Origin of the sequence: Streptococcus oralis (assembly GCF_001578705.1) — a bacterium.
Lineage (GTDB): Bacteria > Bacillota > Bacilli > Lactobacillales > Streptococcaceae > Streptococcus > Streptococcus oralis_J.
On record NZ_KQ969038.1, the window covers coordinates 252098 to 271531 of the forward strand.

General features: G+C 41.8%; 18 protein-coding genes, 2 pseudogenes and 1 riboswitch. Of the genes and pseudogenes, 6 read left to right on the top strand and 14 right to left on the bottom strand.

The window, feature by feature from the left end:
* The 6 genes from SORDD05_RS07175 to uvrA form a co-directional block, all read right to left on the bottom strand.
* Nucleotides 1-267 (bottom strand): IreB family regulatory phosphoprotein, encoded by a 267-nt coding sequence (locus tag SORDD05_RS07175; protein ID WP_000507060.1) that lies wholly within the window; start codon nucleotides 265-267, stop codon nucleotides 1-3.
* An 87-nt stretch (nucleotides 268-354) separates the two neighbouring features.
* Nucleotides 355-924 (bottom strand): SP0191 family lipoprotein, encoded by a 570-nt coding sequence (locus tag SORDD05_RS07180; protein ID WP_061418391.1) that lies wholly within the window; start codon nucleotides 922-924, stop codon nucleotides 355-357.
* A gap of 63 nt (nucleotides 925-987) precedes the next feature.
* Nucleotides 988-1386 carry a transcriptional regulator Spx gene (gene spx / locus SORDD05_RS07185; RefSeq protein ID WP_061418394.1) on the bottom strand — a complete coding sequence of 133 codons (399 nt, stop codon included), beginning with the start codon at nucleotides 1384-1386 and terminating at the stop codon, nucleotides 988-990.
* A gap of 134 nt (nucleotides 1387-1520) precedes the next feature.
* A complete protein-coding gene (gene mgtA, locus SORDD05_RS07190; protein ID WP_061418397.1) occupies nucleotides 1521-4181 on the bottom strand; it encodes a magnesium-translocating P-type ATPase in 2661 nt (886 codons plus the stop codon).
* 195 nt (nucleotides 4182-4376) lie between these two features.
* Nucleotides 4377-4528, bottom strand: a riboswitch (M-box (ykoK) riboswitch).
* A 55-nt stretch (nucleotides 4529-4583) separates the two neighbouring features.
* Nucleotides 4584-5645 (bottom strand): M24 family metallopeptidase, encoded by a 1062-nt coding sequence (locus tag SORDD05_RS07195; RefSeq protein WP_061418399.1) that lies wholly within the window; start codon nucleotides 5643-5645, stop codon nucleotides 4584-4586.
* Nucleotides 5638-8469, bottom strand: coding sequence for an excinuclease ABC subunit UvrA (uvrA, locus tag SORDD05_RS07200; protein WP_061418402.1), 2832 nt, complete (start codon nucleotides 8467-8469; stop codon nucleotides 5638-5640). Before uvrA ends, SORDD05_RS07195 begins: the two co-directional genes overlap by 8 nt.
* 136 nt (nucleotides 8470-8605) lie before the next feature.
* Between uvrA and SORDD05_RS07205 the strand changes: the two genes are divergently transcribed.
* The 4 genes from SORDD05_RS07205 to SORDD05_RS07220 all read left to right on the top strand — a co-directional run bounded on the left by SORDD05_RS07205 (nucleotide 8606) and on the right by SORDD05_RS07220 (nucleotide 11801).
* A complete protein-coding gene (locus tag SORDD05_RS07205) occupies nucleotides 8606-9550 on the top strand; it encodes a magnesium transporter CorA family protein (RefSeq protein ID WP_061418405.1) in 945 nt (314 codons plus the stop codon).
* Between the two features lie 11 nt (nucleotides 9551-9561).
* Nucleotides 9562-10239 (top strand): DUF1129 domain-containing protein, encoded by a 678-nt coding sequence (locus tag SORDD05_RS07210; RefSeq protein WP_061418408.1) that lies wholly within the window; start codon nucleotides 9562-9564, stop codon nucleotides 10237-10239.
* 15 nt (nucleotides 10240-10254) lie between these two features.
* Nucleotides 10255-10602, top strand: coding sequence for a hypothetical protein (locus tag SORDD05_RS07215; RefSeq protein ID WP_061418411.1), 348 nt, complete (start codon nucleotides 10255-10257; stop codon nucleotides 10600-10602).
* A gap of 161 nt (nucleotides 10603-10763) precedes the next feature.
* The gene (locus tag SORDD05_RS07220) at nucleotides 10764-11801 is read left to right on the top strand and encodes a S66 family peptidase (RefSeq protein WP_061418414.1); all 1038 of its coding nucleotides are present in this window, start codon (nucleotides 10764-10766) and stop codon (nucleotides 11799-11801) included.
* Nucleotides 11802-11885: 84 nt separating this feature from the next.
* On the opposite strand, the pseudogene SORDD05_RS09890 reads toward SORDD05_RS07220, so the two are convergent.
* The 5 genes and pseudogenes from SORDD05_RS09890 to ruvA form a co-directional block, all read right to left on the bottom strand.
* Nucleotides 11886-12055 (bottom strand): annotated as a pseudogene (locus SORDD05_RS09890) (type II CAAX prenyl endopeptidase Rce1 family protein); the annotation flags it as partial.
* A 35-nt stretch (nucleotides 12056-12090) separates the two neighbouring features.
* Nucleotides 12091-13442, bottom strand: a protein-coding gene (locus SORDD05_RS09895) for an IS3 family transposase (protein ID WP_128973484.1) whose coding sequence is annotated in 2 segments (ribosomal slippage) — nucleotides 12091-13001 and nucleotides 13001-13442 — 1353 coding nt in all. Because the reading frame shifts where the segments join, the coding sequence is not laid out codon by codon here.
* Between the two features lie 53 nt (nucleotides 13443-13495).
* A pseudogene (locus SORDD05_RS07235) lies at nucleotides 13496-13957 on the bottom strand (type II CAAX prenyl endopeptidase Rce1 family protein); the annotation flags it as partial.
* The gene (locus SORDD05_RS07240; protein ID WP_061418423.1) at nucleotides 13958-14518 is read right to left on the bottom strand and encodes a DNA-3-methyladenine glycosylase I; all 561 of its coding nucleotides are present in this window, start codon (nucleotides 14516-14518) and stop codon (nucleotides 13958-13960) included.
* A gap of 11 nt (nucleotides 14519-14529) precedes the next feature.
* Nucleotides 14530-15123: a Holliday junction branch migration protein RuvA gene (ruvA, locus tag SORDD05_RS07245; RefSeq protein WP_061418425.1), complete on the bottom strand. Its 594-nt coding sequence runs from the start codon at nucleotides 15121-15123 to the stop codon at nucleotides 14530-14532.
* 181 nt (nucleotides 15124-15304) lie between these two features.
* Here ruvA and SORDD05_RS09900 point away from each other — a divergent pair, with 181 nt between their 5' ends.
* Together SORDD05_RS09900 and SORDD05_RS07250 are read left to right on the top strand one after the other, a co-directional pair.
* Complete coding sequence (locus SORDD05_RS09900) at nucleotides 15305-15568, top strand: transposase (protein WP_061453292.1); 264 nt, start codon at nucleotides 15305-15307, stop codon at nucleotides 15566-15568.
* Nucleotides 15569-15603: 35 nt separating this feature from the next.
* The gene (locus SORDD05_RS07250) at nucleotides 15604-16062 is read left to right on the top strand and encodes a transposase (RefSeq protein ID WP_269139510.1); all 459 of its coding nucleotides are present in this window, start codon (nucleotides 15604-15606) and stop codon (nucleotides 16060-16062) included.
* Between the two features lie 185 nt (nucleotides 16063-16247).
* On the opposite strand, the gene SORDD05_RS07255 is transcribed toward SORDD05_RS07250, so the two are convergent.
* From SORDD05_RS07255 to SORDD05_RS07265, 3 genes are read right to left on the bottom strand one after another with little or no spacing between them, the layout of a single operon-like run.
* Nucleotides 16248-17030, bottom strand: coding sequence for a sulfite exporter TauE/SafE family protein (locus SORDD05_RS07255; RefSeq protein WP_061418432.1), 783 nt, complete (start codon nucleotides 17028-17030; stop codon nucleotides 16248-16250).
* 18 nt (nucleotides 17031-17048) lie between these two features.
* Nucleotides 17049-17906, bottom strand: coding sequence for a formylglycine-generating enzyme family protein (locus SORDD05_RS07260; RefSeq protein WP_061418434.1), 858 nt, complete (start codon nucleotides 17904-17906; stop codon nucleotides 17049-17051).
* A 13-nt stretch (nucleotides 17907-17919) separates the two neighbouring features.
* Entirely contained in the window at nucleotides 17920-19407 is a 1488-nt protein-coding gene (locus SORDD05_RS07265; protein WP_061418437.1) for a sulfatase, read from the bottom strand.
* Between the last annotated feature and the right edge of the window lie 27 nt (nucleotides 19408-19434).

Here is a 19434-nt window from a genome sequence, read left to right on the forward strand (position 1 = left end):
TTATAGATCGACTCCTTGTCCTTTAAGGTAGTAGCGCACCAATTCTTCAACAATTTCATCACGCTCATACTTACGAATTTGATTTCGTGCATTATTGTAACGAGGAACGTAGGCAGGGTCTCCACTCAATACATAACCGACGATTTGATTTATCGGATTATAACCCTTTTCATTCAGAGAAGCATAGACATCTGTCAACGTTTCACTGATTTCCTTCTTGTTGGAATCATCCAATTTAAAACGTACAGTTTCTTCAGTAAATCCCATTCTAACACCCTCTTTCCTTAGAATAGTACTATTATAGCACATTTCCTTACGTTCTACAATTAAGTCAATCCATTTATTTGGATTTTCTTACTGTTCTGTCGCACCATTTGCCACTCTGTCTGCGATATATTGGCTTGGTTCATTTTTCAAAAGAGTCTCTAAGCCAAGATTTTTCAAATAATCTGTCTGTGACGCCTTTTTGACATCCAAGACTTGTAAATCATAGGTCGTTGTGGTCTGGATTTCAGTCTCACTGAGCAGTTTGGTTTCAAGTGTAAAACCTGCCAATTTGCGCGCTTCCTGAAGCATTTCATCCTTTTCTTCTGCTTCTAAAAGAGCTTTTTGAGTTTCTTCAAGACCGTGGTCAGCGATAAAGGATTTCAATTCCTCACTTAAGGGCCGTATCTGCCGAATAACCAATTTTAGAAATTGTTTCCCTTTATAGGTAATTGTTTGAGTTTGCTTAACGCCTCCTTCTGACTCAGGGAGAAGTAAGGTCTTGGTTACAACCGTGCTCTTCTCGGCATTCTCAAGAACTGGCAGAGTAGACTGGAGTTCTTCTGACGGCGTTGTTGAAGCGGCAGTTGTTCCCTTCTTTTGTCCACAACCAGCAAGTAAAAAAAGGAGGGCAAATGCACTGATTACTATTTTTTTCATATTTCCTCACATAATCTTTAGATAAAAAACGAAGAAGGCTAGGAGATACCCCAGCCTTGATGTTTATAGAGCTGCACGCAAACGTGCCTCTGCATTTTCTACATTACGGACAGAGCGTGGTAAGAAAGCACGGATATCATCCTCTTTATAGCCGACTTGCAGGCGCTTCTCATCCACAAGAATCGGGCTTTTTAGAATCCGCGGTGTTTCCATGATTAAGTTGAGCACTTCATTGACACTCAAATCTTCGATGTCAACTCCCAAAGCTTTTGCATAGCGGTTTTTTGATGACACAATACTAGCGATTCCATTTTCTGTCTTCGTCAGAATATCAAGTAATTCTTCTCTCGTAATTCCTTCTTTGCCAAGATTTTGTTCTTTATAACTTAACTGGTGGGCATTGAGCCAGGTCTTTGCTTTTTTACAGCTGGTACAACTGGAGACTGTATAAATTTTAATCATGTACCTACCCCTTTCGCTACATGTTACTATCAGTTTAGTCTATTATACCATAAAAAACATCCGACTTGCGACCTATTTTTAAAAAAATTTAACTTTTTTAGCGATTTTCGTACTTTTTTCTTGACAAAATCAATTTATAGCCAACTTTTAAATTTTTTGATATACAATCGTTTTACAACTGTAACACTTATCATATAGAGAACGATAATCAAAAGCAAAAAGAGGAAATAAATTGGTTCCAAAGGGGTTAAATGAAGTAGGCTAGCAATTGAAGAGTAGGGAAGGAAAGTCACAAAACTAGCTGCTAGCAAGCTTGTTCCAAGAACAAACCATGATGGACGACTTTGTAAGAAAGGAAGTTTTGCTGAACGAAGCATATGAATAACCATGGTTTGGGACCACATGGATTCAATGAACCAACCTGTCTGGAACAAGATGATAAAGCCCCTTGCAGACTCTGCTCCGTGGACATAGGCTTGACCTGTCGCCATTGGAACAATGACAAAATAGAGCAAGATAAAGGTCAAAATATCAAAAATAGAAGAAATCGGACCCATCCAAATCATAAAGCGAGTAATAGACTTGGCTTCCCACTTATGAGGATGCTTCAAAAAGTCTTCATCCACATTATCAAATGGCAAGGCAATGCAAGAAAGATCGTAGACGAGGTTTAAGACAATCAAGTGAATCGGAGCCATAGGAAGGAAAGGTAAAAAGATACCAGACACTAACAGAGAGAAAATGTTCCCGAAATTAGAGCTGACCGTCATCTTGATATATTTGGTCATGTTGGCATAGACCTTACGTCCTTCAACTAGCCCTTTTTCAAGCACCATCAAATCCTTATCTAACAAAATGACATCAGCCGTTTCTTTGGCAATATCTACTGCTGTATCAACAGAAATCCCCACATCTGCCACTTTCATAGAAGGGGCATCATTGATCCCATCTCCCATATAGCCGACACAATGTCCATTCGATTTGATTTGTAAAATGATTCGTGCTTTTTGATCCGGAGAGAGTTTGGCAAAGACAGTCACTTTCTCAACTGCTTGGGCCAACTCTTCGTCCGTCATGGCGTCAATATCAGAACCCAACAAGATTTGATCAACATCTAAACCAACTTTTTCGCAAACTGCTTGGGTTACCTTCTCATTGTCCCCCGTCAAGATCTTTGTTTGAACACCGTGTTCTAACAAAGCTTGGATAGCAGGTGCTGCTGATGGTTTTGGTGGATCTAGAAAGGCAAGATATCCTGTTAGAATCATCTCTTTTTCATCTTCAACGGAGTAAGCAAAACCTTCTTTTAGGCCTGTTTTATAGGCGACTCCCAAGACTCGCAAGCCTTGTTGATTAAGTTGATCTACTTCTTTTAAGATTTCCACTCGGATATCATCCGTCAGAGGGCTAATCTGGCCTTGATATTCTACATGGGTTGAAATCGCAAGCATTTCCTCTAGGGCACCCTTGGTTACCAAACTAACAACTTCGTTCTCATCCTTGACGATGACACTCATTCGTCTGCGTTCAAAATCAAAGGGCAATTCATCTATTTTTTGGAAGCTAGTATCCAAATTTTGTAGAATAGCGTGTTCTTTAGCTTCTTTTTCAGTTCTACTGATAATGGCACGGTCCATCAAGTTTTTCAAACCGGTTTGAAAATAGGAATTGAGGTAGGCCCGTCTCAACACAGACAAATCCAAATCTCCATGTATGTCCAAAGGATATTCAAGGACAATTTCATCTTGGGTAAGGGTTCCGGTTTTATCTGTGCATAGGATATCAATAGCACCTAGGTCCTGTATGGCATTGAGTTTTTTGATGACGACTTTTTCCTTGGCCATGATAATGGAGCCTTTTGCTAGACTGGCCGTGATGATCATGGGTAGCATCTCAGGTGTAAGCCCGACACCCACGCTCAAAGCAAATACGCCAGCTTCTAACCAATCTCCATCTGTCAAGCCATTGGAAAGAAATACGATGGGAACCATGACCAACATCAAACGGATTAAGAGCCAAGAGATACTGTTCATCTCCCGTTCAAAAGAGGTCGGTTCGTCATAAGTATTGAGAGTCTGCTCTATTTCCCCCATCATGGTGTCATCACCGACCGCTAGAATCAAAGCCTTGGCACTTCCTGATATCACATTGGTTCCCATAAAGGCGAGCGCTTCTGCTTCTAGCAGACTATCAAAGCTTGACTGACTCATTTTTGACAAGGCTAGTTTTTCAACCGAGTCGCTTTCACCTGTCAAACCAGACTGTTGGACAAAGAAATCGCGTGATTCAATCAAAAGGAGATCTGCTGGAATCATATCTCCAGCACTCAACTTGACCATATCTCCAACGACCAAATCTTCAATTGCGACCTCTAAACTCTGGCCTTCGCGAATAACTGTGGCAGTGTTCACAATCATTTTTGATAGATTGGTCGCAGCCTTGTCACTCCGTAATTCTTGGACAAAGCGTATACCACCAGAGATTAGAACGAGAACGACGATGATGATAGAGGTCGTCGAATCTTCTTGTCCAGGCTTCGCCAACCAGACATTGGTCACCATGGAAATCATAGCGATGACCAGCAGGATGATTGTAAATGGATTGATAATAGATTCGTAAATCTTTTTGAGGATACTGTCTTCTTGACCCTTGGTGATGGTGTTTTCGCCATATAGGTCACGATTTTTCTCCACCTGCTCCTCAGTCAAGCCTGTTAGACTTGTCTTATAAAAAGATAGAGTTTCGTTTAAAGATGTGTGAATAGCTGCTGCTAATCTTTCTTTTGTAGTTTTCATTGGTTTCTCCTATCTGTATGAATGATGTGTTTCATACACAGAGACCAATCACTTTATAAGGGCAGAACGACACAAATCAGCGATTGGCTGTGTATGTGCGGTTCTGGGTGGTCGTCAATTTGCATCGTTTTTCTCCTTTCTTTTTCTTAAAACAGCAGAAAATCCTGCCATAAAATGGCAGGATTAAAAAACTAATTATCTGTTTTTTCGTTCAAGCTTTAACTCCATAGGGCGATGTAATGAGCTTAGTCTTGGCCTTCGCGACCAGGACTGTTGACCAACGAGTAGTGTCTCCACTGCTTTGCGGTAGTCATCCGTATCCCTATGGTAGCCTCACCTACCGTTTTCGTCTATCAGTATAAACCTTTAAAATATAAAAGTCAACGATTTATCATAATTTTCTTAAATGACAATTAATTCCTTCGGTGCTAGAGTCAACAATTCGCAACCGTTATCTGTAATTAAGATATCATCTTCAATACGAACGCCGTATTTTCCTTCAATATAAATACCTGGTTCATCAGTCAAGACCATACCGGATTTAATGACTTCTTTGGAAGTTTGGCTAAAGTAAGGTTCTTCGTGAATATCCAGTCCGATACCGTGTCCAATACCGTGGGTAAAGTAGTCACCATAGCCTGCCTCGATGATAATATCACGAGGAATTTTGTCAAAATCACGGAAACCTAAACCTGCCTTAGCTTGGTCAATCAGAGCTTGGTTGGCTTTCAGAACCGTATTGTAAATTTCTGCTTGCTCGTCACTGACATGGCCTAGATAGATGGTCCGTGTCATATCACTGACATAGTGGTCATAGAGACATCCGAAGTCCATGGTGATGGCTTCTCCCAGCTCTACGGGTTTATGCATGGGATGGGCATGTGGTTTAGAAGAGTTGATACCACTCGCTAAAATGGTATCAAAAGACAAGCCTGCCGCTCCTAGCTCACGCATGCGGAAATCAAGGAAGTTGGCAATCTCAATTTCAGTTTTTCCTGGTTTGATAAAGTCAAGCGCATCACGGAAAGCTTGGTCTGAGATAGAACATGCCTTGCGAATAGTCGCAATCTCTTTCTCATCCTTAATTATACGAAGCGCTTCAACAAACTGAGTCTGCGGAAGTAAATCCAAACCTGCAAAAGCTGCCTGCATACGGTGGTAATAAGAGACCGAAATCTCGTCCTCAAAACCGATGCGAGACAAACCCATATCCTTAACGATGCCTGCAATAACAGTCAATTCATCACGATCAGCCACAATCTCAAAACCTGTCACTTCTTGCTTGGCCGCAATGATATAGCGAGAGTCTGTCACCAAGACCTGACGGTCACGGCTGATGAAGGCTGTTCCGTTTGAACCCCAAAAACCAGTCAGATAATAGACGTTTTTAAGATTATTGATGATGATGCCATCTAGTTCTTTTTCTTGCATTTTAGCTAGAAATGCTTGTACACGTTTATTCATGATGTAACTTTCCTTTCAAATAGTGTCCTGTGTAGCTGGCTTCATTGGCAGCTACTTCTTCTGGGGTTCCTGTTGCGATGATAGTTCCACCACCGACACCGCCCTCAGGACCCAAATCAATAATGTGATCTGCCGTCTTGATAACATCTAGATTGTGCTCGATGACGAGGACTGTATTGCCATCGTCGACAAAGCGAGCCAAGACTTTAAGCAAGCGAGCGATATCCTCGGTATGAAGCCCTGTCGTCGGCTCATCCAGAATATAGAAAGACTTTCCTGTCGAGCGTTTGTGAAGCTCACTAGCCAACTTCATACGCTGGGCTTCTCCCCCAGAAAGGGTGGTAGCTGGTTGTCCCAAGGTCACATATCCTAGCCCCACATCCTTGATGGTCTGAAGTTTGCGTTGAATCTTGGGAATGTGTTGGAAGAATTCTACCGCATCGTTGACGGTCATATCCAAGACCTGCGAGATATTTTTTTCCTTGTAGTGAACTTCTAGGGTTTCACTGTTGTAGCGGGTTCCGTGGCAGACTTCACAAGCCACGTAAACATCTGGTAAGAAGTGCATCTCAATCTTGATAATTCCGTCACCTGAGCAGGCTTCACAACGACCACCCTTGACGTTGAAACTGAAACGACCCTTCTTGTAGCCTCGAATCTTGGCCTCGTTTGTCTGGGCAAAGAGGTCACGAATATCATCAAAAACTCCTGTATAGGTAGCAGGGTTAGACCTCGGCGTCCGTCCGATTGGACTCTGGTCAATATCAATCAGACGATCTACATGCTCAATCCCTGTAATCGTTTTAAATTTACCAGGTTTGTCTGAGTTACGGTTGAGTTTTTGAGCAATGGCTTTTTTGAGGATACTGTTGATTAAGGTCGACTTCCCTGAACCCGATACCCCCGTTACTGCGATAAATTTCCCTAATGGAAAGCGAGCCGTGACTTTTTGCAAGTTGTTCTCACGCGCTCCTGTCACTTCGATAAAGCGACCATTTCCGGAACGGCGCTCTGCTGGCACTGGGATGGCTCTTTTTCCTGACAAGTACTGACCTGTGATAGACTTGCTGTTGCGAGCCACCTGTTTGGGCGTTCCTGCAGCAACAATCTCTCCACCAAAGACTCCCGCACCAGGTCCGACATCAATCAGATAATCCGCCTCACGCATAGTATCTTCGTCGTGTTCTACCACGATGAGAGTATTGCCCAAGTCACGCATCTTTTTCAGGCTGGCAATCAGGCGGTCATTATCCCTCTGGTGAAGACCAATCGACGGCTCATCCAGGATATAGAGGACACCTGATAGGTTAGACCCAATCTGGGTTGCCAAGCGAATACGCTGGCTCTCACCACCTGAAAGGGTACCTGCCGAACGTGATAGAGTCAGATAGTTAAGCCCTACGTTATTAAGGAAGGTCAAGCGATCCTTGATTTCCTTGAGGATAGGACGGGCAATGATGGCCTCATTTTCAGACAAGGTCAGCTGACTCACCAACTCCAAGTGGTCTGCGATAGACAGGTCTGAGATTTCACCGATATGTGGCCCTTGCTCACCACCCACACGGACAGACAAGGCCTGATCGTTGAGACGATAGCCGTGACAGGTTCCACAAGTCAGCTCATTCATGTAGAGTCGCATCTGGGTACGGGTGTAGTCACTGTTAGTCTCATGGTAACGACGCTTGATATTATTGACAACTCCCTCAAAAGGAATGTCGATATCGCGCACACCGCCAAATTCATTCTCATAGTGGAAATGAAATTCCTTGCCCTCAGACCCATAGAGAATCAAGTTTTTATCTTCTTCTGACAAGTCCTCAAAAGGCTTATCCATATCCACTCCAAAGGCTGTCATGGCTTGTTCCAGCATGTTTGGATAGTAGTTGGATGAGATAGGATTCCAAGGAGCCAAAGCCCCCTCACGCAAAGTTTTGCTGGTATCAGGAACTACCAAATCAGTATCCACCTCCAGCTTGATGCCTAAACCATCACACTCGCTACAAGAGCCAAAAGGGGCATTAAAGGAGAAGAGACGAGGCTCTAACTCTGGAACAGTAAAGCCACAAACTGGGCAAGCATAATGCTCAGAGAAGAGCAACTCAGAATCGTCCATAGTGTCGATAATCACATAGCCTTCTGCGATACGAAGGGCAGCCTCAATGGAATCAAAGAGACGGCTACGAATACCTTCCTTGATGACAATACGGTCGACCACAACATCGATATTGTGTTGCTTGCTCTTGGACAACTCTGGAACTTCAGTCACATCATAGACCTCCCCATCCACACGGACGCGGACATAACCATCTTTCTGAACCTTTTCAATGACACTCTTGTGTTGCCCTTTTTTCTTGCGAATAACAGGAGCTAAGATTTGCAGACGTTGGCGTTCTGGCAATTCCAAGACCTTATCCACGATTTGCTCCACAGAAGAGGCCTTGATAGCCCCATGTCCGTTGATACAGTAAGGCGTCCCCACACGTGCGTAGAGGAGACGCAGATAGTCATTGATTTCAGTCGTGGTTCCCACGGTCGAACGAGGATTTTTGCTAGTCGTTTTCTGGTCGATAGAAATAGCTGGGCTGAGGCCATCAATGGCATCCACATCTGGTTTCTCCATGTTGCCCAAGAACTGGCGAGCATAGGCTGATAGACTCTCTACATAGCGACGTTGCCCCTCAGCATAGAGGGTATCAAAAGCTAGACTGGATTTCCCTGAACCTGACAAACCGGTAACGACGACCAGCTTGTCTCGTGGAATTTCCACATCGATATTTTTTAAGTTATGGGCACGCGCCCCATGAATCACAATTTTATCTTGCATCTTTGTTCTTTCTAGTCCATTATTGCTTTCCATTATACCAAAAAATGTGAAATTCTATTACCCAAAAAGCTGTTTTTATAGTATAATAGTACGGTGCAAAAAATGAATCACTGAATAGTAGGAAAGGATAGGGGATGTGAAACAGGTTTTTCTCTCAACAACAACTGAATTTAAAGAGATCGACACGCTTGAACCGGGTACTTGGATCAATCTCGTCAATCCTACACAAAATGAATCGTTGGAAATCGCCAACGCCTTCGATATCGACATCGCCGACCTCCGGGCACCGCTCGATGCGGAAGAAATGTCCCGTATTACCATTGAAGATGAGTATACCTTGATCATCGTGGACGTTCCCATCACAGAGGAGAGAAACAATCGCACCTACTACGTAACGATTCCGCTGGGGATTATCATCACCGAGGAAACCATTATCACTACCTGCTTGGAAGCCCTCCCAGTTCTCGATGTCTTTATCAACCGTAGACTGCGTAACTTTTATACCTTCATGCGTTCACGTTTTATCTTCCAGATTCTCTACCGTAACGCCGAGCTTTACCTGACAGCTCTCCGTTCGATTGACCGTAAGAGTGAACAAATCGAAAGTCAACTTCACAAGTCTACTCGAAACGAAGAGCTGATCGAGCTCATGGAATTGGAAAAGACCATCGTCTATTTCAAGGCCTCGCTTAAGACAAATGAGCGCGTGATTAAGAAATTGACTAGCGCAACCAGCAATATCAAGAAATACCTAGAAGACGAAGACCTACTCGAAGACACTCTGATTGAAACCCAACAGGCCATCGAGATGGCAGATATCTATGGAAATGTCCTTCACTCTATGACAGAGACCTTTGCCTCTATCATTTCCAACAACCAGAACAACATCATGAAAACCCTGGCTCTCGTGACCATTGTCATGTCTGTCCCAACCATGATCTTCTCAGCCTATGGGATGAACTTCAAGGATAATGAAATCCCTTTGAACGGTGAACCACACGCCTTCTGGTTAATCGTCTTTATCGCCTTTGCTATGAGTGTTTCGCTCACTCTCTATCTCATCCATAAAAAATGGTTCTAAGAGGAATCCCTATGTCTCAGATTGATTTACAAAAACTAACCAAGAAAAACCAAGAGTTTATCCACATCGCTACCCAACAATTTCTCAAAGATGGGAAAACAGACGCTGAAATCAAGGCTATTTTTGAGGAAGTTATTCCCCAAATCCTTGAAGAGCAAGCCAAAGGAACGACAGCTCGTTCCCTCTATGGCGCACCGACCCACTGGGCTCATAGCTTCACTGTCAAGGAGCAATATGAAAAAGAGCATCCAAAAGAAAATGACGATCCAAAACTCATGATTATGGACTCAGCCCTTTTTATCACCAGTCTCTTTGCATTGGTTAGCGCTCTGACTACGTTCTTCTCTACAGATCAGGCTATTGGCTATGGGTTGATTACCCTCTTGTTGGTTGGACTTGTAGGAGGACTTGCCTTCTACTTGATGTACTACTTTGTCTACCAGTACTATGGACCAGATACAGACCGTAGCCAGCGTCCTCCATTCTGGAAATCAATCCTCGTCATCCTGGCCTCTATGGTCCTTTGGTTGGTTGTCTTCTTTGCAACAAGCTTCCTACCAGCTAGCCTTAACCCCGTACTTGCTCCATTGCCACTAGCTATTATCGGCGCAGTTCTCCTAGCCCTTCGTTTCTATCTCAAGAAACGTTTCAATATTCGAAGCGCAAGCGCGGGCCCGTCACGTTATTAAGAAAAGTGAAAAGCTATGGCATATAGTCAATCTTTAGCTCAGCAGATTCGAAAAATTCTAGCACTCAAACCTCCTCCCCAAATTTTCGAAGAAGAGCTAGAAGAAAAGAAACTGTTTGGCGGCCTTGCCTTTATGATTCGTGGGAAAATGGTCCTTACAGTCAGTTCCAGAAAGGACGAGCTGGTTATGGTGAGAATTGGCAAAGAAATGGAAAAACAAGTTCTACCCCGAACAGGAGCTCATACTACATTGATGAGAGGACGCCTTTATCATGGCTACATAGACCTAGATATAGAAGGTCAAAAAGAACTGCCTTACTGGATTGATTTAGCCCTCTCCTATAATCAAGAGTTGACCAAGTAACTCATATCTAGTGAGATTAGAAAAACAAGAAGCAACTGCTCAGGCGGTTGCTTTTTTGCTTGCTTTCTTGATATTCAATAGCACTTCTGAGTCTAATTCCTATAGTTTTCTCTCACCTTTTGTGATAAAATAGGCTCAATCTATTTCTGGGAGGATGAGTTATGGTTTCTACTATTGGTATCGTGAGTTTATCTAGTGGCATTATCGGAGAGGATTTTGTCAAACACGAAGTGGACTTAGGTGTCCAACGTCTCAAGGACTTGGGACTCAATCCTATCTTTTTGCCCCATTCGTTAAAAGGTTTAGACTTTATCAAGAACCATCCTGAAGCGCGTGCAGAGGATTTGATGCAGGCCTTCTCTGATGATAGCATCGACATGGTCCTATGTGCCATCGGTGGAGACGACACCTATCGTTTGTTGCCCTACCTTTTTGAAAATGACCAGCTTCAAAAGGTTATCGAACCAAAGATTTTTCTTGGCTTCTCGGATACCACTATGAACCACCTTATGTTGCACAAACTAGGGATCAAGACTTTTTATGGGCAATCCTTTCTAGCAGACATTTGTGAATTGGACAAGGGGATGTTGCCCTATAGTCTCCACTACTTTAAAGAATTGATCGAGACAGGAAAAATCTCAGAAATTCGCCCTAGTGACGTTTGGTATGTGGAACGAACTGACTTCAGTCCCAAGGCTTTAGGAACACCTCGTGTCAGTCATGCAAATACCGGTTTTGACTTGTTACAAGGAAATGCTCAGTTTGAGGGAGAAATTCTCGGTGGTTGCCTTGAGTCTCTCTATGATATCTTTGACAATTCTCGATACGCAGACAGCACGGAGCTCTGCCAAAAATACAAACTTTTCCCTGACTTGTCAGACTGGGAAGGAAAGATTCTCTTGTTAGAAACAAGCGAAGAAAAGCCTAATCTGGAAGACTTCAAAAAGATATTGCAGACTTTGAAAGAAACTGGGGTATTTGAAGTCATCAGTGGACTCTTGGTCGGAAAGCCAATGGATGAAACCTTCTATGACGACTATAAGGAAGCACTATTGGATATCATTGATAACAATATCCCGATTGTCTATAATCTAAATGTCGGCCACGCAACTCCAAGAGCCATTATCCCTTTTGGCGTTCACACCTATGTAGATGCACAGGAGCAAGTCATTCACTTTGACTATAACAAAAAAAGCTGAGAACAGATTCTCAGCTTCTTCTCTTGTATAACTACTAAAACGTCACATATTACTGATGACTAAAATCATAAAAGAGAGACTGTTTCATAGTATGTGAACTAGCAAGGGATAGTAAATATTTTCTTTTTCTTTTACATAAATAATCGAAAAAACTAACCCCCACCCAAATAACTAACTGCACTGATCCACTCTGATAAACTTAAATTATGCATATGAGTAAATGCAAAGGCAAGGCCGACCAAAAAGACACTCAGCCAAGTGTACTGACCCCCAAAAGTTGGACAAATAATTATTGAAAGGATTTAGTTCTGTATTGCACAGGGCTAAGTCCTTTTAGTTTGACTTTGATTCGTTTGTTGTTGTAATAATCAATATAGTTTACAACAGCTTGTTCCAATTGCTTAATTGACTGAAACGTCTCCTCATAACCGTAAAACATCTCAGACTTAAGAATTCCAAAGAAGGACTCCATCATACCGTTGTCTGGACTATTCCCCTTACGTGACATGGAAGGCTGAATACCTTTACTCTCTAAAAAGCGATGATAATACTGGTGTTGGTATTGCCAACCCTGATCACTATGTAGAATAGTGTTCTCATAGTATTCTTCTGTGAAGGCCTGCTCTAACATCATTTTCATTTGTTCCAAGTTCGGTGTGGTAGAAAGATTATAGGCAATAATTTCGCTGTTAAAGCCATCTAAAACTGGTGATAAGTAAAGCTTTTGAGTACTTGCTGGAATGGCAAATTCTGTCACATCTGTGTAGCACTTTTCCATTGGTTTGGATGCTTCAAATTGGCGTTGAATAAGGTTATCTGCTTTCTTGCCAATCTCTCCTTGATAAGAAGAATACTTCCGTTTACGACGAATTCGAGCACTTAAACCAAGGATTTTCATCAAGCGTTGAACTTTCTTATGATTGACCGCATAACCACGATTCCTTAATTCTAAATGGATTCGGCGATAGCCATAATTTCCTTTGTGCTCAGTAAAAATAGCTTGAATTTCAGCTTTAAGATCTTTATCTTTGTCAAGCCCATCTAGTTCCTTCAACTGATAGTAGTAAGTTGAGCGAGGTAAACGAGTCACTTCAAGAAGTAAATCTAGTCGAAATCCTCCTGAAGCCATTTCTCTAATTGTCTCTGCCTTTCTCGCTGTATGGCTTCGTCCCTGTCTTCCAGCTCTTTTAACTTTTTTAAGTAAGCCACCTCAGTCCGTAAGCGTTCATTCTCCTCTTGGAGTCGCTCTAGTTCTGTCATTTCTTCCCAAGTTTTCTTCCGTTTACGTCCCATTTTAGGTACTCTCCCTCTTGTTTTCTCAACAATAGTATACCCGTTTTTCTTGTATTGTGCCAGCCAATTTGAAAGCATCCCACTACTTGGAAGAGCATAATCAAGACTAACACTTCTAAGTGAACAACCTCCAAGCAGAACTTTATCTATCATTGCTTGTTTTAGTTCTGGAGAATAATAACGATTCTTCCCTTTTTTGATGATTTCTATTCCGTAATGGTCAATTAATTTCACCATATACTTTAGACTAGAAGCATCCACACCAAATCTTTTTGAAAGCTGTTTGAAGCTTTGTCCTTGTTTTATTAGTTCATAGATTTGAACTTTATCTTCATAACTCAATTTCATAATAAAACACCCCAAAAGTTAGATTTTTTCTGTCTAACTTTGGGGGCGCAGTTCAAAGTTGGTAGACTTTTCCTCAAATATCTCAATAAAATTTGACGGAAAAAGAGTTCTTCCACAAAAGGTCCGATGACACAAGCAAAAACAGCTATCAGTAATGGTTGCTCTTGAAAGGTACTTTGAATATTCGACTGGTTTAGACCTTGTCCGTCTAGCCCCAAAAACTGTCTCAATATTCCCGAGATAAAGCCAAAGAAAACAGTCATCAGAATGAGAAATAGCCATCCTGTTAAGACGCCAAATAAGAATTTTCTCTTAGTTTTTCTAATCTCATTCCATTGTTGGATTAATCTATCCTTAAATAAAAAAGAACCATACAGAGCTAATACTACATAAACTAGATAATTCGTAATTGAAGATGGCATCAAGGAAGCTAACCATTTAACACCGTCAAAAACAAAGAGAATTGTATAGAGAAGCACAAAAATAAGGATTCTCTTATGTTTGTTGGACATCATTTATCTCCCCTTCCACTCACAATCATTCTCATGGTCATCAACCAGACCTGCAGCCTGAAGAAATGACAAAACTGCCACAGGACCTGTGAACTTGAAGCCCTGTTTTTTGAGATCCTTAGCTACCAGCTCTGACAAGGCTGTTTTGGCCGCTACCTCTTGGTAGTCAGGGACATCATGGACTATTGTTTTTCCTTCAACAAAAGACCAGAGATAAGCGTCAAAAGAGCCATAGGTTTCCTGGACTTGTAAAAATGCATGGGCGTTGGCACGCGTCGCAAAGAGCTTGGCACGGTTTCGGATGATGGCTGGATTCTCTAACAAGGTTTCCAATTCCTCGTCGGTCATTTCTACGACACGCTGAAGATCATATTGGTGAAAGGCTTCTCGGAAAGCCTGACGCTTATTAAGTACCGTTTCCCAAGATAGACCTGCCTGATAGGTTTCCATACAAAGAAGTTCAAATAACTTTTGATCGTCATGAAGAGGTTGCCCCCACTCTTCGTCATGGTAGGCAATATAAAGGGGATTGGTCATTTTGACCCAGCCACAGCGGGTTTTCATAGTCTATTCTCCTATTTCACCAGCATCTTGAGAGCTGACTTGATATAGTTCTCTGCTGTATCCGTCGTTCCTTCAAAGAATTTCTTGATTTTCTTGAGCTCAGTTGCCTTGTAGCCCAATGCCAACATAGCTTCCATAGCTTCTTCCAGTTCTTGGTTTTCAGCGCTGGTTTGCACTGCCACCTTGGCAGGAAGATCATCACTAGCCACGACTACCTTGCCTTCCAAGTCTAGCACCATCTGCTGGGCTGTTTTCTTGCCAATCTTTGGAAACTTGGTCAAGTAAGTGATGTTCTTGGTCTCAATCGCTTGAACCAGACCAGCATTATCATCGGCAGCGATAATAGCAAGAGCTGATACAGGACCAATCCCTGAGACCGAGATCAGACTAAGAAAGAGTTTCTTCTCATCTTCTGAGCGAAAACCATAGAGCAGATGTGCGTCCTCACGGACAACTTGGTGCACATAAATTTGAGTTTTTTGATTGACCTGACCTGAGTAAGCATAGGGATTGGCTACATGCAAGATATAACCGATACCATTCGCCTCTAGGACAATGTATTTAGCAGTGATTTGGGTAATGCTACCTTTTAGATATTCGTACATAGGATTCCTTTACAGACAATATTTTACTTATCTAAGTATATCACACTTTTTATCATCGCTATTAATATTGTACCTAGAATGTGACTTCGAACGATTTAGCGATGAGACTTCTTTCTTAAGTAGTCCCACTAAACATAGAGACTAAGAACCTGTATTCACAAAAAAATGTTAAACTAAAGTTATGACACGAAAAGCATATGATACTGATTTAAACGATCAAGAATGGGCTAAGATTGAACCCTATTTCTCCAAACACCGCACCTATAAATGGTCGAAACGAGAACTTGTTAATGCGACTTTGTACATCACTAAAACAGGCTGTCAATGGCGCATGCTCCCTCATGACTTCCCTCCTTATCCAACGGTATGGAGTTTCTTTCGTCGTGCTAAGGCGAGTGGTTTGTGGGATACCATCTTGACAGAGCTGGTTAAAAAAAGCGACTAAAAGCTGGTAGGTCAGTCTCTCCAACCTATGCTATCATAGATTCTCAGAGTGTGAAAACAACGGACGCTGCAGAGGAACGAGGTATTGACGGCGGTAAAAAAGTAAAAGGGAGAAAGCGCTACATTGTGGTTGATACCATGGGGAATCTTCTTGATGTTGTGGTTCATGCAGCTAATCTTCATGACACAAAATCAGGGATTTTAGTAGCGCGTCAAGTGATGGCACAATTCCCGACAATCAAGGCTTTTTCAGCTGATGCTGGTTATAGGAAAAGTTTTGAAGAGATGATGGCACAGGAGTTTCAGTGTCCAGTAGATATTTCTGAAAAAATCAAAGGAAGTTGGCGCATCATCCCAAAGCGTTGGGTCGTAGAGCGGACTTTCTCATGGTTGAATCACTCGCGAAGATTAGCCAAGGATGTTGAAAAATCTGTATCATCTGAAGTTGCTTTTGTAAAACTATCTCACATTCGTCGGATCTTAAGGACGTTATGATGTTGTGAATGCAGGTTCTAATAAAAATCTATGCGAGTCCAGATTTTTGCTCTATATCTACTTTCGCCCAAATGGTAAAAATAGAAAACAACCTAGAACCTTTTATTTTCAAGGATTCTTGGTTGCTTTAAATTTAGGATACCTCTAAAAAGTCCAGTCGATAGAATCTATCATCATAAACTCGCTCAACCTACAATTAACGTATATAAATTGTAGCCATTTAACGTCAAAACAGCTAAAACAACTACCTGAAATACACGAACTACTTTATCCTCCGATAATACTTTACTACATTTAGCACCCAAAATCCCTCCTAAAATAGCCGAACATACTACAAATACTAGTACTGACCAATCAAAATGATTAAAATGCACTACAAACATCAAGGATAGAATTTTAGATAGTTGTGAAAAGAAAATTGTGGCAATCGAATAGACCGTTGCCAACTTAATCGGCACAGAAAACAAAATCATAAATAAAGAAACATTTATTGGACCGCCTCCAATCCCTAAAAAGCTTGACAGCAGACCTAAGATGATGCCGCAAGTCACATACCAAAATATTCCTTGTAGCTGATAAGATTTAAAGTAATTTTTAGAGGCTAGCAACGAAAAGACTAACACCAAAATCGTTATTACAATCTGTGTTAACTGAGCTGTGCCATCATTTGTTAAGGCTAACAGGCCATCAAAAAGCAGACTGCCTAGGTAACCTCCTAGGAGCGACCCCAAAGCTAGATAGAGAAGCCTAGAAAATTCCAATTTCACTCCAGATTGAACTTGACGTACAGTCGATACTGACGACATGACAAAAACTGCGACCGTAGAATAAAAGGAAATCGTTGCGACAGAGTCAAGAGCAATAAAATCAAACGCTGGCTTGATGATAACTCCGCCACCCATTCCAGATATGGAGCCTATCGTATTGGCAAAAATAATAACGATAAAATAAAGTATTTCCTTTAGCATCCTAATCCTCAAACCAGACTAATCTATATCTTTTACACAGCGAAATCCCATATTCTGACTGCTAGACATGGCTGTGTTGCTATTGCGGGCACACATGCGATAGCGATTGCAGTAAGAGAAATGGCAGAGGAATGAACCTCCCTTAATCGCATACAGTTCATCATCCTGTACTTGATGAACATGCCAAAAATCTTTTCCGCTGACCTTTTGAAACGATACCAGTTCAATTTTTCCTGGATTTACACACCACTCCCATACATTCCCAATCATTTGGTACAGTCCATAAGGGTTTGGTGGATAGGTACGAACCGGCGCAGTACTAGCATAACCATCATCCAATGTATTGGTATTTGGAAAATCCCCTTGCCAAGTATTGCAGACATGCTTGCCATCAAATACTAACTCGTCTCCCCAATAATACTGCTCATTATCCGTTCCGCCCTGTGCTGCTATTTCCCACTCAGCTTCTGTTGGCAATCGTTTCCCTGCCCATTGACAGTAAGCCACCGCATCATTTCGGGTTACATGTACTACAGGATGATCCAAGCGGTCCTCGATAGAGGAGTGCGGTCCTTCTGGATGACGCCAAGAAGCGCCTTCTACAGCTATCCACCAAGGCGTTTTATGTACCTCGATTGGATATTGTTCCGAATCATCTAAGAAGTATTTGAAAACATAGGACCAGCCGATTTTTTCAGCCTCTGTAACATAGCCAGTTTCTGTTACAAATTTTAAAAATTCTTCATTTGTAACGGTCGTTTCATCTATGTAAAAACCCTCAATCGTGACTTCTGTCCGCGGCGTTTCAAAATCATATTCAAAACCAATTTTTTCATTGGTCCCAATATGATAGGTTCCAGCTGGTATACGAATCATCCTTCTTGTCCTTTCAGTCTTTTTTACGCAAATTTAACCGTTCAAACTGCTCTTCTGGAGCTTCTAATTTCTCCAGTTCAGCAATAAGAGCTTGCTTCATTTGCTCCTCTTTTTCTTGATCATGCAGCGGATGCTCCTGACCGGCATCTGCTGTTAAATCAAAGAGCAAGCTGTCTTTGGTGTACTCGCTCATATCACCCAGACCATCTAAAATAGCTGCTTTCTTTATCGGTACTTTATAGACTGGGAAGTCTGTACGCTTCAAAAAGCGCCCCATTTCAATGTCTTCGGGATTTTGCTCTCCAAGATAATGACGAATGGTCGTCGGAATTCCTGCATACTCATACAAAGGTGCATTTTTTCTGTTAGGCGCTCTGAAATAGGTGTATTTTCCATCTGTAATATTGACTGTAATCCCATGCGCACCATAGACAGCATAGTCTTTATCGTTTTTATCACCTTTGATCAGCGGAAGCCAAGATTTTCCTTGTACCTCTTCTGGTGTGTCAATATCAAAATAATCTAACAAGGTTGGCATAATATCAATATTTTGTGAAATGGTATCAATACGCTCACCAATCTTCCGGTGCTTTGGATCTCTGACAAAGAGCGGAATCGCAGCTAATTCATTGAAATTATGCATATAATTCTTGCCGAATAGATCGCGTTCCCCTAAGAAATAGCCATGATCTGATGTCACAATAATCAATGTGTCATCATATAAATTCAGCTCTTTCATCTTATCAATCAAATAACCAAAATGAACATCTGTCATCGTCATCAAGGCCGCATAACGTTTACGGATATAATCAACCGCTTCCTCAGGCACATCAACCGCTCCGTAATTAGGAGTTTCAAAGTAAGGTCCTGTATAAACATCGTCATACATCTTCATATATTTTGATGGTACATCAAACGGCTCATGCGGATCAAAAACCTCTACCTGAATAAAGAAATCATCCTCATCTTTATTCAGCTCTAGCCATTCACAAGCTGATTTGAAGGTTCGTGGCGTAGGATACAAATCCTCATTTTCATACCATTTTTCGCGATTAGCTTGGTACTGACGGCGCAATTTCCCATAATACTGTTCTGGCATCCATTCGGGATCTTTGATGCGAGATACCCAAGGGTCGCCTTCTTGTCCACGATGGAAGTCCCAGGTTGTGAATTGGTTGATATAGCCTTCACCACCCAGCCTAAAGTAATGCGTGTGGTCAGTGGTCAAATGCGAATAGATACCATGATCTTGCAAAACTTTTGACACTGTAATATCATAAGGCTCGATTGGTCCCCAAGAACGCTCCAAAAAGTTAAGCCGGCCCGTCATAATATCACGACGGGCTGGCATACAAGGGGTCGAACCGATATAGTGGTTATCAAAAGTTGTAGAATCTTTCGCAAAAGCATCCAGATTAGGTGTTGAAACGAAGCTATCTTGATTATAAGCCTTCAAAAAATCCTTTCGTAAGGTGTCCATCAACACGAGAACAACTTTCATACAACTACCTCGTTTCTTTCATAACTT

Excerpts from the sequence above, each read along its gene's own strand:
- ruvA (WP_061418425.1), bottom strand. The coding sequence starts at position 15,123 with ATGTACGAATATCTAAAAGGTAGCATTACCCAAATCACTGCTAAATAC.
- SORDD05_RS07260 (WP_061418434.1), bottom strand. The coding sequence starts at position 17,906 with ATGATTCGTATACCAGCTGGAACCTATCATATTGGGACCAATGAAAAA.
- SORDD05_RS07180 (WP_061418391.1), bottom strand. The coding sequence starts at position 924 with ATGAAAAAAATAGTAATCAGTGCATTTGCCCTCCTTTTTTTACTTGCT.
- SORDD05_RS07210 (WP_061418408.1), top strand. The coding sequence starts at position 9,562 with ATGTCTCAGATTGATTTACAAAAACTAACCAAGAAAAACCAAGAGTTT.
- SORDD05_RS07255 (WP_061418432.1), bottom strand. The coding sequence starts at position 17,030 with ATGCTAAAGGAAATACTTTATTTTATCGTTATTATTTTTGCCAATACG.
- SORDD05_RS07220 (WP_061418414.1), top strand. The coding sequence starts at position 10,764 with ATGGTTTCTACTATTGGTATCGTGAGTTTATCTAGTGGCATTATCGGA.
- SORDD05_RS07240 (WP_061418423.1), bottom strand. The coding sequence starts at position 14,518 with ATGAAAACCCGCTGTGGCTGGGTCAAAATGACCAATCCCCTTTATATT.
- spx (WP_061418394.1), bottom strand. The coding sequence starts at position 1,386 with ATGATTAAAATTTATACAGTCTCCAGTTGTACCAGCTGTAAAAAAGCA.
- SORDD05_RS07175 (WP_000507060.1), bottom strand. The coding sequence starts at position 267 with ATGGGATTTACTGAAGAAACTGTACGTTTTAAATTGGATGATTCCAAC.
- uvrA (WP_061418402.1), bottom strand. The coding sequence starts at position 8,469 with ATGCAAGATAAAATTGTGATTCATGGGGCGCGTGCCCATAACTTAAAA.
- SORDD05_RS07195 (WP_061418399.1), bottom strand. The coding sequence starts at position 5,645 with ATGAATAAACGTGTACAAGCATTTCTAGCTAAAATGCAAGAAAAAGAA.
- mgtA (WP_061418397.1), bottom strand. The coding sequence starts at position 4,181 with ATGAAAACTACAAAAGAAAGATTAGCAGCAGCTATTCACACATCTTTA.
- SORDD05_RS07215 (WP_061418411.1), top strand. The coding sequence starts at position 10,255 with ATGGCATATAGTCAATCTTTAGCTCAGCAGATTCGAAAAATTCTAGCA.
- SORDD05_RS07265 (WP_061418437.1), bottom strand. The coding sequence starts at position 19,407 with ATGAAAGTTGTTCTCGTGTTGATGGACACCTTACGAAAGGATTTTTTG.
- SORDD05_RS09900 (WP_061453292.1), top strand. The coding sequence starts at position 15,305 with ATGACACGAAAAGCATATGATACTGATTTAAACGATCAAGAATGGGCT.